General features: G+C 69.5%; 11 protein-coding genes and 1 rRNA gene. 3 read left to right on the top strand and 9 right to left on the bottom strand.

Annotation, left to right across the window (positions count from 1 at the left end; all coding sequences use genetic code 11):
• Positions 1 to 19: 19 nt before the first annotated feature.
• The 8 genes from ACLJT4_RS38790 to ACLJT4_RS38755 all read right to left on the bottom strand — a co-directional run bounded on the left by ACLJT4_RS38790 (position 20) and on the right by ACLJT4_RS38755 (position 8264).
• Entirely contained in the window at positions 20 to 943 is a 924-nt protein-coding gene (locus ACLJT4_RS38790) for an LLM class F420-dependent oxidoreductase (protein WP_044379793.1), read from the bottom strand.
• A gap of 987 nt (positions 944 to 1930) precedes the next feature.
• Positions 1931 to 2386, bottom strand: coding sequence for a DUF6099 family protein (locus ACLJT4_RS38785; protein WP_016577478.1), 456 nt, complete (start codon positions 2384 to 2386; stop codon positions 1931 to 1933).
• A gap of 513 nt (positions 2387 to 2899) precedes the next feature.
• A complete protein-coding gene (locus ACLJT4_RS38780; RefSeq protein WP_411129758.1) occupies positions 2900 to 3256 on the bottom strand; it encodes a nucleotide pyrophosphohydrolase in 357 nt (118 codons plus the stop codon).
• Positions 3253 to 4692: a biotin transporter BioY gene (locus tag ACLJT4_RS38775; RefSeq protein WP_411129757.1), complete on the bottom strand. Its 1440-nt coding sequence runs from the start codon at positions 4690 to 4692 to the stop codon at positions 3253 to 3255. Before ACLJT4_RS38775 ends, ACLJT4_RS38780 begins: the two co-directional genes overlap by 4 nt.
• A 55-nt stretch (positions 4693 to 4747) precedes the next feature.
• A complete protein-coding gene (locus ACLJT4_RS38770) occupies positions 4748 to 5137 on the bottom strand; it encodes a cell division protein SepF (RefSeq protein WP_351478861.1) in 390 nt (129 codons plus the stop codon).
• Between the two features lie 823 nt (positions 5138 to 5960).
• Complete coding sequence (locus tag ACLJT4_RS38765; protein ID WP_275462564.1) at positions 5961 to 6824, bottom strand: ABC transporter permease; 864 nt, start codon at positions 6822 to 6824, stop codon at positions 5961 to 5963.
• On the bottom strand, positions 6784 to 7812 hold the full coding sequence (locus ACLJT4_RS38760) for an ABC transporter ATP-binding protein (protein WP_411129756.1): 1029 nt from the start codon (positions 7810 to 7812) through the stop codon (positions 6784 to 6786). The genes ACLJT4_RS38765 and ACLJT4_RS38760 overlap by 41 nt, the downstream gene beginning before the upstream one ends.
• Entirely contained in the window at positions 7809 to 8264 is a 456-nt protein-coding gene (locus tag ACLJT4_RS38755) for a MarR family winged helix-turn-helix transcriptional regulator (protein WP_016571895.1), read from the bottom strand. The genes ACLJT4_RS38760 and ACLJT4_RS38755 overlap by 4 nt, the downstream gene beginning before the upstream one ends.
• 181 nt (positions 8265 to 8445) lie before the next feature.
• Here ACLJT4_RS38755 and ACLJT4_RS38750 point away from each other — a divergent pair, with 181 nt between their 5' ends.
• From ACLJT4_RS38750 to ACLJT4_RS38740, 3 genes are all read left to right on the top strand, one after another.
• Positions 8446 to 8979 carry a hypothetical protein gene (locus ACLJT4_RS38750; protein ID WP_275462567.1) on the top strand — a complete coding sequence of 178 codons (534 nt, stop codon included), beginning with the start codon at positions 8446 to 8448 and terminating at the stop codon, positions 8977 to 8979.
• Between the two features lie 606 nt (positions 8980 to 9585).
• The gene (locus ACLJT4_RS38745; RefSeq protein ID WP_411129755.1) at positions 9586 to 10797 is read left to right on the top strand and encodes a cytochrome P450; all 1212 of its coding nucleotides are present in this window, start codon (positions 9586 to 9588) and stop codon (positions 10795 to 10797) included.
• Between the two features lie 261 nt (positions 10798 to 11058).
• Complete coding sequence (locus tag ACLJT4_RS38740; protein WP_411129754.1) at positions 11059 to 12111, top strand: type III polyketide synthase; 1053 nt, start codon at positions 11059 to 11061, stop codon at positions 12109 to 12111.
• 396 nt (positions 12112 to 12507) lie between these two features.
• On the opposite strand, the gene rrf is transcribed toward ACLJT4_RS38740, so the two are convergent.
• Positions 12508 to 12624: ribosomal RNA gene (gene rrf / locus ACLJT4_RS38735) — 5S ribosomal RNA — on the bottom strand.
• Positions 12625 to 12633: the final 9 nt, after the last annotated feature.

Here is a 12633-nt window from a genome sequence, read left to right as displayed (position 1 = left end):
GCGCACGCCGCCCCCGGTCTCAGCCCAGCTGCGACTGGACCTGCGCGGAGATCAGTTCCAGGTGGTCCAGGTCCGCCAGGTCCAGGATCTGCAGGTAGGCCCGGGACGAGCCGATGGCGGCGTACCGGCCGAGCTTGTCCACGACCTCCGCGGGCGAGCCGGCCAGTCCGTTGGCCTTGAGTTCGTGCACCTCGCGCCCGATGGCCGCGGCCCGCCGCGCCACCTCTGCGTCGTCCTTGCCGACGCAGACGACCAGGGCGTTGGAGTACACCAGGTCGTCGCCCCTGCGCCCGGCGGCCTCGGCGGCCGCCCGCACCCGCCCGAACTGTCGCTCGCTGTCCTCCAGCGAGGCGAAGGGCATGTTGAACTCGTCCGCGTACTGCGCCGCCAGCCGCGGCGTGCGGGTCGCACCGTGGCCCCCGATCAGCACCGGCACCTTGGCCTGCGCGGGCTTGGGCAGCGCGGGCGACTTCTCCAGCTGGTAATGGCGCCCTTCGTAGGAGAACTCCGCACCCGCTTCCGTGCCCCACAGACCGGTGACGATCGCGAGCTGCTCCTCCAGCCGCGCGAACTTCTCCTTCGGGAACGGGATGCCGTACGCCTTGTGCTCCTCTTCGAACCACCCGGCGCCCAGACCGAGTTCGACCCGCCCACCGGACATCTGGTCGACCTGCGCGACCTGGATGGCCAGCACGCCCGGCAGCCGGAAGGTGCCGGCCGTCATCAACGTGCCGAGCCGGATCCGCTTGGTCTCGCGGGCCAGGCCGGCCAGCGTGATCCACGCGTCCGTCGGCCCGGGCAGCCCGTCGGAGTTCCCCATCCGGAGGTAGTGGTCGGAACGGAAGAAGGCGTCGAACCCGAGGTCCTCGGTGGCCTTGGCGACCGTCAGAAGAGTGTCGTAGGAAGCCCCCTGCTGGGGCTCGGTGAAGATGCGTAGGTCCATACCTCCATCCTGCACGGCGCCCACCGGACAATCACCCGAGCCCCTCACCATGCCAAGCAAGTCCATCCTGCTGCGCGGCGGGCGAGTGGGCGGACGACGGGCCGGGGCGGTTTACGTGGACGAGCGGCATGCGTCGCGAGGGGCGTGTGTAACGAGGGGTGCGTGTGACGAGGGGTGCGTGTGACGAGGGGTGCGTGTGACGAGGGGTGTGCATGGTGCTTGAGAAAGCCATCCGGCCGGGCAAGCTCCTTTCCCCTTCCCGGTGGAGCACTCAGGGCCTGCGAAACACGTCGCTCACTCCTCCCCGGACATCGCCTCGGTCTCCACCGGATCGGCATGCAATAGCTGACGATGCATCACCTTGCGCGCGTCACCTTGCGTGCCACACCTTGCGATACGTCAGATCGGGAGGGACCAGCGCCACGCATGTCGTGTTTGCCACGCAGCAGCCCTTGCCCCTGAACCCGACGAACGCACGTGGTCACCGCACCAGCCACGCGAGCCGGACGACCACCGAGCCCCCCTGAAGCCCCTGCAGCCCCAAAGAGGCCAAGAGCTCAGGCAGCAGAAGCCGGAAGCCAGAACGACGAGAGGAAGACCACCCCCAGACGGAAACAGGCAGGACGGGAAAACGGAGGAGGAAAGCAGGGCAGGGGAAGGGAGAGAGGGAGGAGGGAAGGGAAGGCGAGAGCGCGACAGGAGGCCGGAGGCCGGAACAGAGGCCGGAGGCCGGAAGGAGACCACGGAAGAGGAAGGGGCGAAACGCCGGCAGGAACCGGAAGCGAAGGAAACGGGTCTCGCTCGCAGACGCCACAGCCCGCGAGCGCGAAAGGCCGGCGTGAGTGCGAAAGGCCGGCGCCGTGGGCAGCCAGGGCGTGGAAGACGTGCCTTGCCCCAGGCGTGCCGGTAGAGGTGCTCAGTCGGCTGGGTTGCCAGCCTGGCCGACCGTGGCGGCAGAGGGCAGGTCGAGGGACGGCCCGCCCGCTGTCAGGCAAGGTGCCGGTCGCGTACCTCCAGCTTCTCCAGTATTCCGGCGACGTGGTCCCTCGATTCGTCGGCGGTGTCCATGGCTTCGACGCAGGTCCAGTACATCCCCTCCTCCTCCGCCGAGATCACCACCCCGACCAGCGCCTCGCACACCTCTCGCAGCAGTTGGCACAGGCCGATTAAAGCCGCCTTGACGTCGCGTATCTCGGTCAACTGGGTCGCCCGCAGTCCGCCGTTGGTCGTTGCCGAGCACAGCAGTCCCCCGCTGAACCGCCCGCCCGCGTCGCCCAACCCTCGGGCTCTGGACCGCACTTCGTACGGACCGAATATCGCGAGATGGCTGCCTATCGCCTCCGCCAAGGCTTGCGCCTGCCACGCCTCGACGACCACGTCATGCACCGTGTTCGCCTGAGCCAGCCCGCGCCGACTGGCCGCGATGATCCGCACCGCGTCCATCCGTGTCCCTCCTTCCTTCGTCATGCGCATCGCCCCGCCCTCCTTCCACTACCCAGAGTGAGGCCCAACAGCCAAAAAGGCCAGAGGAATTCGCAAATCTGTGGACAACCAAGGCGCTGTGGAAAGATCCGTGACTCCATAGAGTGACGAGAGGCGGATTTGAGGCGGTCTCAGCGGCGCTTCCGACCGTCGAGACTCCCCCGCACGCCACTCTGATGCCTCCAACCCCCCAGCATGACGGGGACCACACGCACCGCTCAACGCTCTTTCAGCACACCTGCCCCCACCGCCCCAAGGTTTCGTGCGAGACACGTCCCTCGCGGCGCGCATCATCGTCCGGCGGCGGGAACGGCTGCCCGGACGGCGCCACGGCACCGGCGTACGGGCCGGAGCATCGTCCACGGCGCGAGCCGGCCCGCAACCGGCGTGGAAAAGCCGGAGGGGTAGCGGCCCCGCCACTACCCCTCCGGCCTCAGGCCGTCCCGCGAAGCCCGCGGTCCGTCCGCCCGACGGTCACTCGCCGCCCCGCGGCCGGTCCGGCGGCGCCTGCCGAACCGCCGGGAAGCGCGACTCGTTCCGTTCGATCTTCGCTGCAAGCGCGGTCAGCGGGTCGATGCCCAGCGCCTGGCAGAACTGGAGCAGGTACGCCAGGACGTCCGCGACCTCGTCCTCCACCCGGCCGGCCGCCTTCGGGGCGGCCATGATCTTGGCCGACTCCTCCGGCGTCAACCACTGGAAGATCTCGACCAGTTCCGCGGCCTCCACGCTGAGCGCCGCGGCCAGGTTCTTGGGGGTGTGGTACTGCTGCCAATCCCGGGCGGCCGCGAAGTCGGCCAGGCGTCGCTGCAGGGCATGAAGGTCCTCACTCATGCCCCTAGGTGTAGCACCTGCACGCCGGGCAGCCCCTCGGCGACCGCCGGGTCCCGCACCGTGCCCAGCAGCCGGACGTGTCCGCGCTCGGCCATCCGCACGGCCAGCGACACCAGCTCCCGGGCCTGACGCCGGTCCATGCAGCGGTCCATGCCGTCCGCCATCACCGTCATCTGCTGCAGCGCCGACGGAATCTCCCCGGCCGGATCCATCGCCAACACCCCAGGACCGGTGAGGAGCACCAGCGCCAACCCGAGGAACCGCAGCTCTCCGTCGCCGAGCTGCTCGACGGGCATCTCTCCCAGGTCACCGCGGTCGAGGACCGTCCGGACGCCCCGTAGGTCCGGCAGCGCCTGTCCACCCGTCACCGCAGCGTCGTTGCCTCCGCGGGAGGCCGTGGCGTCCGGGGCCGTCTCGGCAGCCGGCTGCCGAGACACCGCCCGCAGCCCGTCGACGGGCCCGGCGCAGGCGTCCCGTACGGCTGCGACGAGAATGGCGTGCCGTCGGGAGCATTCGCGGCTGGTGCGCTCCAACACGGCCGCGAGGTTGTCGCAGGACGATCGCAGCCGCCCCTCGTCCCGCTCTTCGTCGTGGCCCCAACCGCTGGCCTCACTGCCGCTGCGGACGCCCTTGCGGCCGCGCGGCAGCGCCGCCGACCCGCCGGGACCTCCGGTGCCACCACCTTTCCCGGCCCGGCCGGGGCGGCCGCCCCGGCCCCCGCCTCGCGCCCCCGTACCGCGGCCCGCGCCTCCCCCGCCGGACGCGCCCGCCACGGCAGGACCGCCTTGCACGGCGTCCCCAGCCGTCTGCCCCCGCATCGCCTCCGGCCGCGGATCGCACACGAAAGCCGAACGCAGCGCCACCACGACCTGTTCCGCGGCGGCCAGGACGAGGCGCTGGCCCTCCGTCTTGCCCGCGACCCGCAGCGGGAGGAGAGAGGTGGCCAGCCGGTCGTCGGGGAGCGGGGCACGGGTCACCGGCGTCGCGCCGGCCGTGTGCCAGGCCGCCTGGACGGCGGAGCGGGTCGGATCGGTGAGGGCGGTGGTCAGCAGCGTCGTGCCGCAGCCGGTCAACCGCTCCCCCACGATGCGGAGTTCGGGTTCGGCCTGAACGGCGAGGTCGAGGTGGACCGGGCCCACCGAGCCGTCTACCGTGCAGCCGATGCGGAAGCCGCGCCGCCCCTGGTCATCGGGGCGGGCATCGGCCGGCACACAGGCGGAGGCCCCGCCCGCCACCACCCCCACGGCACGTTCCAACGGGTCGCCGCTGCCGAGCCGGGCGAGGATCTCGTAGGCCTGCAGCACACTGGACTTGCCGCTGCCGCTGTCGCCGCTGAGCAACGTCAACGGGCCGAGCGGCAGGGTGACGCCACGATGCGTCTTGAAGGCGGACAGTCGTAATTCGATGACCGCCGGACGCGCACTGTCGGTATCCATGCGGGGACGCTATGCAGTCGACCGCCCGGAGAACCGTTACGCCCAACTGCTCTTCCTACGAATGGGGGACGCCGCCCGCCGCCGGCTCGGCGACCTCGGTACCGACCGGCGCCAGGAGGAACACGTTGGTGTCCACCCGGTGCATGCCGCTTCCCAGCCCGAAGACGACTCCGCTGGCGAAGTCCAGGATGCGCTTGGCGACGTCGGTGTCCGCGCTACTGAGGTCCAAAAGGACCGGCAACTGCGCCATGAGGTACTCGGCCACTTCCCTCGCGTCCGCGAAGGTCTGGACGCGGATGACGATGAACCGCCGTGTCTCCTCCGTCGGTTCGTCGTCCGGGAGGGCCCGGTGGTCGGGCCAGGAGGGCCATTCGTTGCCGCCGCGTAGCGGTACGACTTCGGCGAGCCCTTCCCACTGCTCGTCGGTGGCATCGGGGCCGTTCACCGAATCACCTCACCCAGAGGAGCGCTGACTTTCTGCGGTATGTGCATCGCACGATTCTAGAGATAAACCTACAAAGGTCGCCGACCGCGACACACGCGGCGGCGCAGCCCGTCCCATCCTGCCTCATAGCCCTGACCAGTGCTGACACCTGAACAGATCTGCCGGGTCGAGTTTCTGTATGCCTGCTCATCCTCTCTTGTGACGACAGCCGGGCACCTCTCCCACCGGACGGTCCACAAGTGCCTGACGTGCACTCACCTTTGGGCACGGCAGTCAGTGCTGACGACCCGAGAGCCACTGGCGAAGGCCACCCGCGCGCCCACCCCACCGCAACCCCGGACGTGGGGTTCGTCACGGGAACGACGCCGCGCAGGAAATGCCGCCCCAAGCGACGCAATCCCGCCCGGCGTACGAACGGCGAGCCGCCGGCACCCCGGCCCGGGACCCAAGTGCGTTGCGACCACACACCACTGACGGCGGCAGCGGCGGCGGAGAGGAGGAGAGGCAGAGGCAGGGGCGATGACGGCGCGAGGGACACGCATGCGAGTGCCACCCACCGACCCGCCCCCAGACAGCGCCACTTCGTCCCCCTCCCCCTCATACGCCGGCGCACCGAGCACCCCCACCCGACACCAGGCGCCCGAACGACATCGCCCTCGTCGACCCGAGCAGGGTTTTCCACAGGCCGAACGCAGCACCGGCGAAGCCTCGTACGGTAGCTCCATGAACACGAAACGTTGCAGTCGAGAGTGGGGCCCGGCGCGGCCACCCCTGTCGAGCGGGAGGCGTGCAGGTCGCCCCATGGGATGTGGCCACCGCAGGGTCAGCGAGCCAACCGCCCGAGCAGCGAAGAGGCCACGGCGATACCGGCGACCGCCGCGCCGGCAAGGACGGCGAAGTCGAGAGCCAGATGGGAAGTGGTGCCCAGCAGCAGTCCACGGAGGGCGTCGACCTGATAGCTGAGGGGGTTGATCCTGCTGACGGCCTGGAGCCAACCGGGCATGACGGCCACGGGGTAGAGGGCGTTGGAGGCGAAGAAGAGCGGCATGGTGATGGCCTGGCCGATGCCCATGAGGCGATCGCGGGTCAGCACGATGCCGGCGATCGAAATCGACAGACAGGAGAAGAAGGCGGAGCCGAGCACCACCGCGACGGCCACACCCAGCAGACGCAGCGGGTTCCAGGTCATGGCCACGCCGAGAAGCGCTGCGATCACGATCACCACGACGGCCTGGAGCAGTGCCTTGACTCCGGCGGCGAACGCCTTGCCCGCGATCAGGGCGGACCGTGGTGTGGGGGTGACCAGCAGTTTGGTGAGGATCCCGGCATCCCGTTCCCAGATGATCATGATGCCGTAGAAGATCGCGATGAACATGGCGGACTGGGCGATGATGCCGGGCGCCAGATAGTCGATGTAGGGGGTGCCACCGGTGGGGATGGCCTTGATACGGGTGAAGGTCTCGCCGAAGACCACGAGCCAGAGGGCGGGTTGGACGGCGCGGGTGTAAAGCTCGGTGCGGTCGTGGCGGAGCTTCTGCAACTCCACCACGCACATCGCGGCAACCCTGGCGGGCAGCACCCGCCATCCGGCGCGGGCGCGCGGCGGGACCAGCAGGAGATCCAAGTGGCGGGCGGCGGCGCCGGTCTCAACCGACTCGTGCTGCGGTGCGACGGGTGCTCCGGACATCGCGGAAGCCTCCTGACTGCTCGTCGAGGCCGGTGCCGGCGACGTCCCGGAAGACGTCCTCCAGCGTCGGCTCCGCGGCGGACGAGGACGAGAACGAGCGAGAAGGGAAAGGAGAGGGGGCGGGGGCGGGGGTGGGGGCGGGGGTGGGGGAAAGAGACGTGAACGGAGCGGCCGGTGCGACCGGCCTGCCCCCCGCGCGGGCACGCCGGGCACGCAGGTCCGCACGGAGTTCGGCGGGCGTTCCCAGGGCACGGATCCGGCCTTGGTGCATCAGGGCGACGCGGTCGCAGTACTGCTCGGCCTCGTCCATGTAGTGGGTGGTGACCAGCACGGTCATGCCGGTGGCGGCGCGGACCTCGTTGATGCGCTCCCAGACACTGGTGCGGGCGATCGGGTCGAGGCCGATCGTCGGTTCGTCGAGCATCAGCAGGCGGGGTGCGCTGACCAGTGCCTGGGCGAGTTCCAGGCGTCGGATCATGCCGCCGGAGTAGGTCTTGGCGAGCCGGTCGGCGGCGTCGGTGAGGTTCACGGCGGCCAGCGCCTGGGTGACGCGGGCCGCGCGCTCGCGGCGCGGCACGTCGAAGACCCGGGCGAACAGCGCGACGTTCTCCCGACCGGTCAGTCCGGAGTCGGCGGACAGTTGCTGCGGCACGTAGCCGAGGAGGCGGCGCACGGCCATCCGCTCCCGCGCCGCATCGTGTCCGAAGACCCGGACCATGCCCACGGGAACGGGCAGGAGGGTGGTGATGCAGCGGATGGCGGTGGTCTTGCCCGCGCCGTTGGGACCGAGCAGACCGAAGACTTCGCCGGGGCGGACGGCCAGGTCCACCCCGGCGACGGCATGGGTCTCGCCGAAGGCGTAGCGGAGGGCGTGGCAGGTGAGGGCGTCGGCGCCCGGGTCCCGGTCCGGCGCGGGAGGCTGCTCGGTGTCCGCGGCCGCTCCGGGGGCGGTCCGTGGAGCCGACCGGCCTGGGTCTTCGCTGGTCATGGTCCCTCCGTCTGCTGGTGCAGGTTGTGGGCGAGCCGGCGCAACGCCGGAAGGGCGGCCTCCAGTGCGGTCCGGTCGGCCTCGGTGAGGCGCGTGACCTGCTCGCGGACGAGGGCGCTGCGGCGGACCTCCCAGTCGTGCAGCCGTGACCGGGCCGCCAGGGTCGGGAAGAGCTGGGCCGAGCGCCGGTCCAGAGGGTCCGTCTGCCGGCACAGGTAGCCGGCCCGGCTGAGCTGGTTGACGAGGGTGGAGACTGAGTTGCCCGCGAGGTAGAGCTCCTGCGCGGCGGCGGAGACCCGGATGCCGGGCCGGGAGGCGACCAGCCGCAGGAGTTCGACCTGGGCGCCCCGCAGTCGCGGGGCGGGCAGGCCGTGGCGGAGCCGCCGACGGATCAGCCGTTGGATTCCGGCCAGTACGTCGGCCAGCTCATCGGGGAGGTCCCCTGTGGCCATATGTCGACTTTAGCTCTCAGTGAGAGGCACGTCAGCCGATGCTCCGCCGGTCAAGAAAACGCACCGCGAGTCGACGGGGAATGAGGAAAGGCCCCGATGCGGCAGCCGCCCACGCACGGGTTGCCACCGCACCCGCGGAACCGGCCAACCGCACCGCGCGCCATGGGTATTGTGGCGCCGCGTGGGCGACAGCACGGTGTGGACTCTGGCAATCGCGGCGTTGACGGGCGGTACGGCGGTGCTGGCCAGCTGGGTGACCAGTCGCGGCAGTACGCAGGCAGCCAAGATCCAGGCGGAGACCGCCGCACGGTCGCAGCGCGCGGAGAAGCTGCGGGAGAGCCGGCGCACCGCCTACCTGGACCTGATCGAGCAGGCCCACCAGATCGGCGAACTGTACTGGGAGATCTCCGCAGAGCTACGAGGGCCGGCCTCGGGCACCCGCACCACCAGGCTCGACACACTGCACGACCGCGAGATCGCGGAGTACGCGAAGATCCGTCGCTGCGCGCGGGTCGTGGAACTGGAGGGCCCGCCCTCGGCCGCGGCTGCGGCGCTCGCCCTCCAGAAGGCCACCGGCCCCTTCTACGAAGCGCTACGGACCGGTATGACCGAGGGCACGGACTGCCGCGAGGAGTTCGACGCCGCGTACAGCCCCTTCTGGAAGGCGCTGGAGACCTTCGTGCAGGCGGCCCGAACGGCACACCAGACGGACTGAGCACAGCCCACGGACCACACCTCAGGCACCCACCGGATCCCGCACCCGGTCCCTCCCACCCCGGCGCGGGGACCTCATAGCCGGCCCGCAACCAGCCCCACAATGCGCCGCCCCACGCCCGAGGCCCGAACCCCGAAACCCGGCACCCGCACCCGCACCCGCACCCGCACCCGCACCCGCACCCGCACCCGCACCCGCAGACACCCCACCACCCATCTGGTGCTCTTCCCCCTCCCCACCCATTCGGCCCAACACCCTCCCCGACCGCCAACCCGGTCCGATATCCCCCCGCCACCCCGCGCAAGCACTGAGTAATAGCAGGTAACGACGGGTGACGGCAGGTAACGCCGAAAGGGGCCGCGTCCGAAAGCCGGGCCGACGCCGGCGCACAGGCGCGCAGCCCCGACGCACAGCCGAGGCGGCGCCCGAATCGGCTACGTACGATATCCGGGATGAAATGGCACCTTTGTGACCGATGAGTGAAGGCAAGCGAAGAAAGGCGTGCCTCCCCCCACCGCCCCGGCACGCGGGCGGTAATGCGCTCATCGTTCTCGGCAATTCCCCCTCGCACGAAATCGCCCGTCCTTCTCACCCCGGGAGTTCGGAATGGCAAAGGAAGCTGACCCCACCGTCTGGAACTGTCCCTTCGATTACGCCGAGGCGTTGGAGTTTGATCCGACGCTCAGGCGGATCATGACCGAAGAGCCGGTCGCACGCATTCGACTGCCCTACGGCGAGGGCGAGGCGTGGCTGGTCACCAAGTACGACGACGTGCGGACCGTGACGACGGACCGGCGATTCAGCCGGCACGCCATCGTCGGACGGGACTTTCCGCGGATGACGCCGGAGCCGATCGTGCAGGACGAGGCGATCAACGTCATGGACCCGCCCGCGAGCAGCCGGCTGCGGAGCCTGGTCGCCAAGGCGTTCGCCCCCAAGCAGGTGGAGCGCATGCGCTCCCGCACGCAGCACGTCGTGGACGAGTTGCTGGACCGGATGGTCGAGAACGGGCCGCCGGGGGACCTGATGGAGAACCTCGCGTCGCCGCTCCCGCTGACGACGATCTGCGAGGTGCTGGACATCCCCGAGGGCGAACGCGCGCAGTTGCGCGGCTACGCCCGGACGATGATGAACACCAGTCTCGCCAACAAGGACAACGCCATCCGCGCCAAGGCCGACATGCGCGAGTACTTCACGGAGCTCACCGCGCGGCGCCGGCGGGACCCCGGGGACGACCTGATCAGCGCGCTGGCCACGGCCCGCGTCGGGGACGAGGTCCTCGACGCGAAGGAACTCACGGTCATGGCCATGGTGCTCCTCATCACCGGCCAGGACACCACGACCTACCAGATCGGCAACCTCTCGTACACGCTGCTGACCCGGCCCAAGGACCTGGCGATGCTGCGGGAACGGCCCGAGGCCCTGCCGCAGGCGATGGAGGAGATGCTGCGCTTCATCCCCTTCCGCAAGGGGGTCGGCATCCCGCGGGTCGCGCTGGAGGACGTGGAGCTCAGCGGCGTGACGATCCGGGCCGGGGACATCGTGCACGTGTCGTACCTGACGGCAAACCGGGACAGCGAGAAGTTCGAGCGCCCCGACGAACTGGACCTGTCCCGCGAGGCCACCGGCCACATGACCTTCGGCTGGGGTGCCCACCACTGCCTGGGCGCCCCGCTGGCCCTCACGGAGCTCCAGGTCGCGCTCAGCACCCTGTTGCAGCGGTTCCCGGACCTGAAGCTCGCCAAGCCGGCCGAGGAACTCCGCTGGAACACGACGGCGATCTGGCGCTACCCGCTGGCCTTGCCAGTGGTGTGGTGAGGGGCCGGGGCCGCGGTGAATCCGCGGCCCCGGCGGCGGCATGCGGAACTCACTCCGCTGGCGTACGGTCTAGGAATGACCCAGCTGTACGGGGACAGTTCATTCTTCGACGGATGGCCCGCTCGCGTCCTTCCAGGGGTCTGTGTCATCAGGCCGGCGTAATCGCTGAGGATTCCGCCGGCCGACAACGGAAGTGACAACAACGCGAAGTGCAAAGCGAGAACAGCTCTGGGCGGACCACAGTCTGCAAGGAGTGCATCGATGGCCGTTTTGTGCAAACCGGCAATCGCGGTCCCTGAATACATCATCACCAGGGACGACACCCTCGAACTGGCACGAGAGCTGCACGCCGACCACGCACAGCTGAATCTCGTGCTGAGGCTGATCGAGCACACGGGCGTCGTGCGACGGCATCTGATCCAGCCGATCGACAAGGTGCTGGAGCACCCGGGGTTCGAAGCCCGAAGTGCCATCTACGAAGAGGAGTCCAAGGCGCGCGTCCCTGACGTGGTGCGCAGGGCGCTCGTCCAGGCAGAGGTGGAACCACGCGAGATCGACCTGATCGTCTACGTGTCGTGCACCGGGTTCATGATGCCGGCACTGACCGCGTGGCTCATCAACCACATGGGATTCCGGTCGGACACCCGGCAGGTCCCCATCGCCCAACTCGGCTGCGCCGCGGGAGGTGCCGCGATCAACCGCGCGCACGACTTCTGCCGGGCGTACCCGGAAGCCAACGTCCTGCTCGTCGCCTGCGAGTTCTGCTCGCTGTGCTACCAGCCCGAGGACATCGGAGTCGGATCGCTGCTGTCCAACGGCCTGTTCGGGGACGCGGTCGCGGCGGCCGTGATGCGCGGCTCGGGCGGTACCGGCGTCCATCTGGAGCGGAACGCCTCGTACTTGATCCCCCACACCGAGGACTGGATCTCGTACGCGGTGCGATCCACCGGGTTCCACTTCCAGTTGGACAAGCGGGTTCCGGGCACGATGGAACCGCTCGCACCAGCACTCCGCAGCCTCGCGGAGGAAAACCACTGGGACGCGGGGAACTTGGACTTCTACATCGTCCACGCGGGAGGTCCGCGCATCCTCGACGACCTGAGCCGCTTCCTCGGAGTACCCGACGAAGCGTTCCGGTTCAGCCGGGCGACACTGACCGAGTACGGCAACATCGCCAGCGCGGTGGTGCTCGACGCCCTGGCCCGCCTGTTCGACGAGGCGTCGGCACAGGAAGGACAACGCGGCCTGATGGCCGGCTTCGGTCCCGGCATCACCGCGGAGATGTCGCTGGGAACGTGGACGTCGACGACCTGACCTGACCCCGAACCCCAAACAGCCACCCGACGGGCCGTCACCGACGGCCCGTCAATCATGCGCAGACGACAACACCACGACTGAACCCCTCAGTTCACTTTCCACCTTTCGCCACACGACCGGAATGCTGTTGACCCCGCTCGGCATCGAAGGGCGACGAACTGCTCGGCGGCTCGGACCGGTTCGCCGGTCAGCCGGAGCCGACCGGCCAGCGCCAGTCGGGCCAACCGATCTGCGAGCGCCTCGGACACCTGGTGGGGGCCATGCCCCCTGACAGCGTCAACGAACCGAACCAATTGGTTCACGCCGTTGCAGATGAGTACCTCACGACGCGCGAACGAGCCAGAACGCAGAAAAGCCCCGCACCATAAGGTGCGGGGCTTTCCCACAATGAAAGTTCGGCGGCGTCCTACTCTCCCACAGGGTCCCCCCTGCAGTACCATCGGCGCTGAAAGGCTTAGCTTCCGGGTTCGAAATGTAACCGGGCGTTTCCCTAACGCTATAACCACCGAAACACTATGA

The organism is Streptomyces sp. x-19, assembly GCF_046549115.1.
Classification (GTDB): domain Bacteria; phylum Actinomycetota; class Actinomycetes; order Streptomycetales; family Streptomycetaceae; genus Streptomyces; species Streptomyces albulus_C.
This window is presented reverse-complemented; position numbering and strand designations above follow the sequence as displayed.

What these genes read in the sequence shown, in the direction of transcription:
- ACLJT4_RS38790 (WP_044379793.1), bottom strand. Translation starts at nt 943, where the DNA reads ATGGACCTACGCATCTTCACCGAGCCCCAGCAGGGGGCTTCCTACGAC.
- ACLJT4_RS38785 (WP_016577478.1), bottom strand. Translation starts at nt 2,386, where the DNA reads ATGGACGCGGTGCGGATCATCGCGGCCAGTCGGCGCGGGCTGGCTCAG.
- ACLJT4_RS38780 (WP_411129758.1), bottom strand. Translation starts at nt 3,256, where the DNA reads ATGAGTGAGGACCTTCATGCCCTGCAGCGACGCCTGGCCGACTTCGCG.
- ACLJT4_RS38775 (WP_411129757.1), bottom strand. Translation starts at nt 4,692, where the DNA reads ATGGATACCGACAGTGCGCGTCCGGCGGTCATCGAATTACGACTGTCC.
- ACLJT4_RS38765 (WP_275462564.1), bottom strand. Translation starts at nt 6,824, where the DNA reads ATGTCCGGAGCACCCGTCGCACCGCAGCACGAGTCGGTTGAGACCGGC.
- ACLJT4_RS38760 (WP_411129756.1), bottom strand. Translation starts at nt 7,812, where the DNA reads ATGACCAGCGAAGACCCAGGCCGGTCGGCTCCACGGACCGCCCCCGGA.
- ACLJT4_RS38755 (WP_016571895.1), bottom strand. Translation starts at nt 8,264, where the DNA reads ATGGCCACAGGGGACCTCCCCGATGAGCTGGCCGACGTACTGGCCGGA.
- ACLJT4_RS38745 (WP_411129755.1), top strand. Translation starts at nt 9,586, where the DNA reads ATGGCAAAGGAAGCTGACCCCACCGTCTGGAACTGTCCCTTCGATTAC.
- ACLJT4_RS38740 (WP_411129754.1), top strand. Translation starts at nt 11,059, where the DNA reads ATGGCCGTTTTGTGCAAACCGGCAATCGCGGTCCCTGAATACATCATC.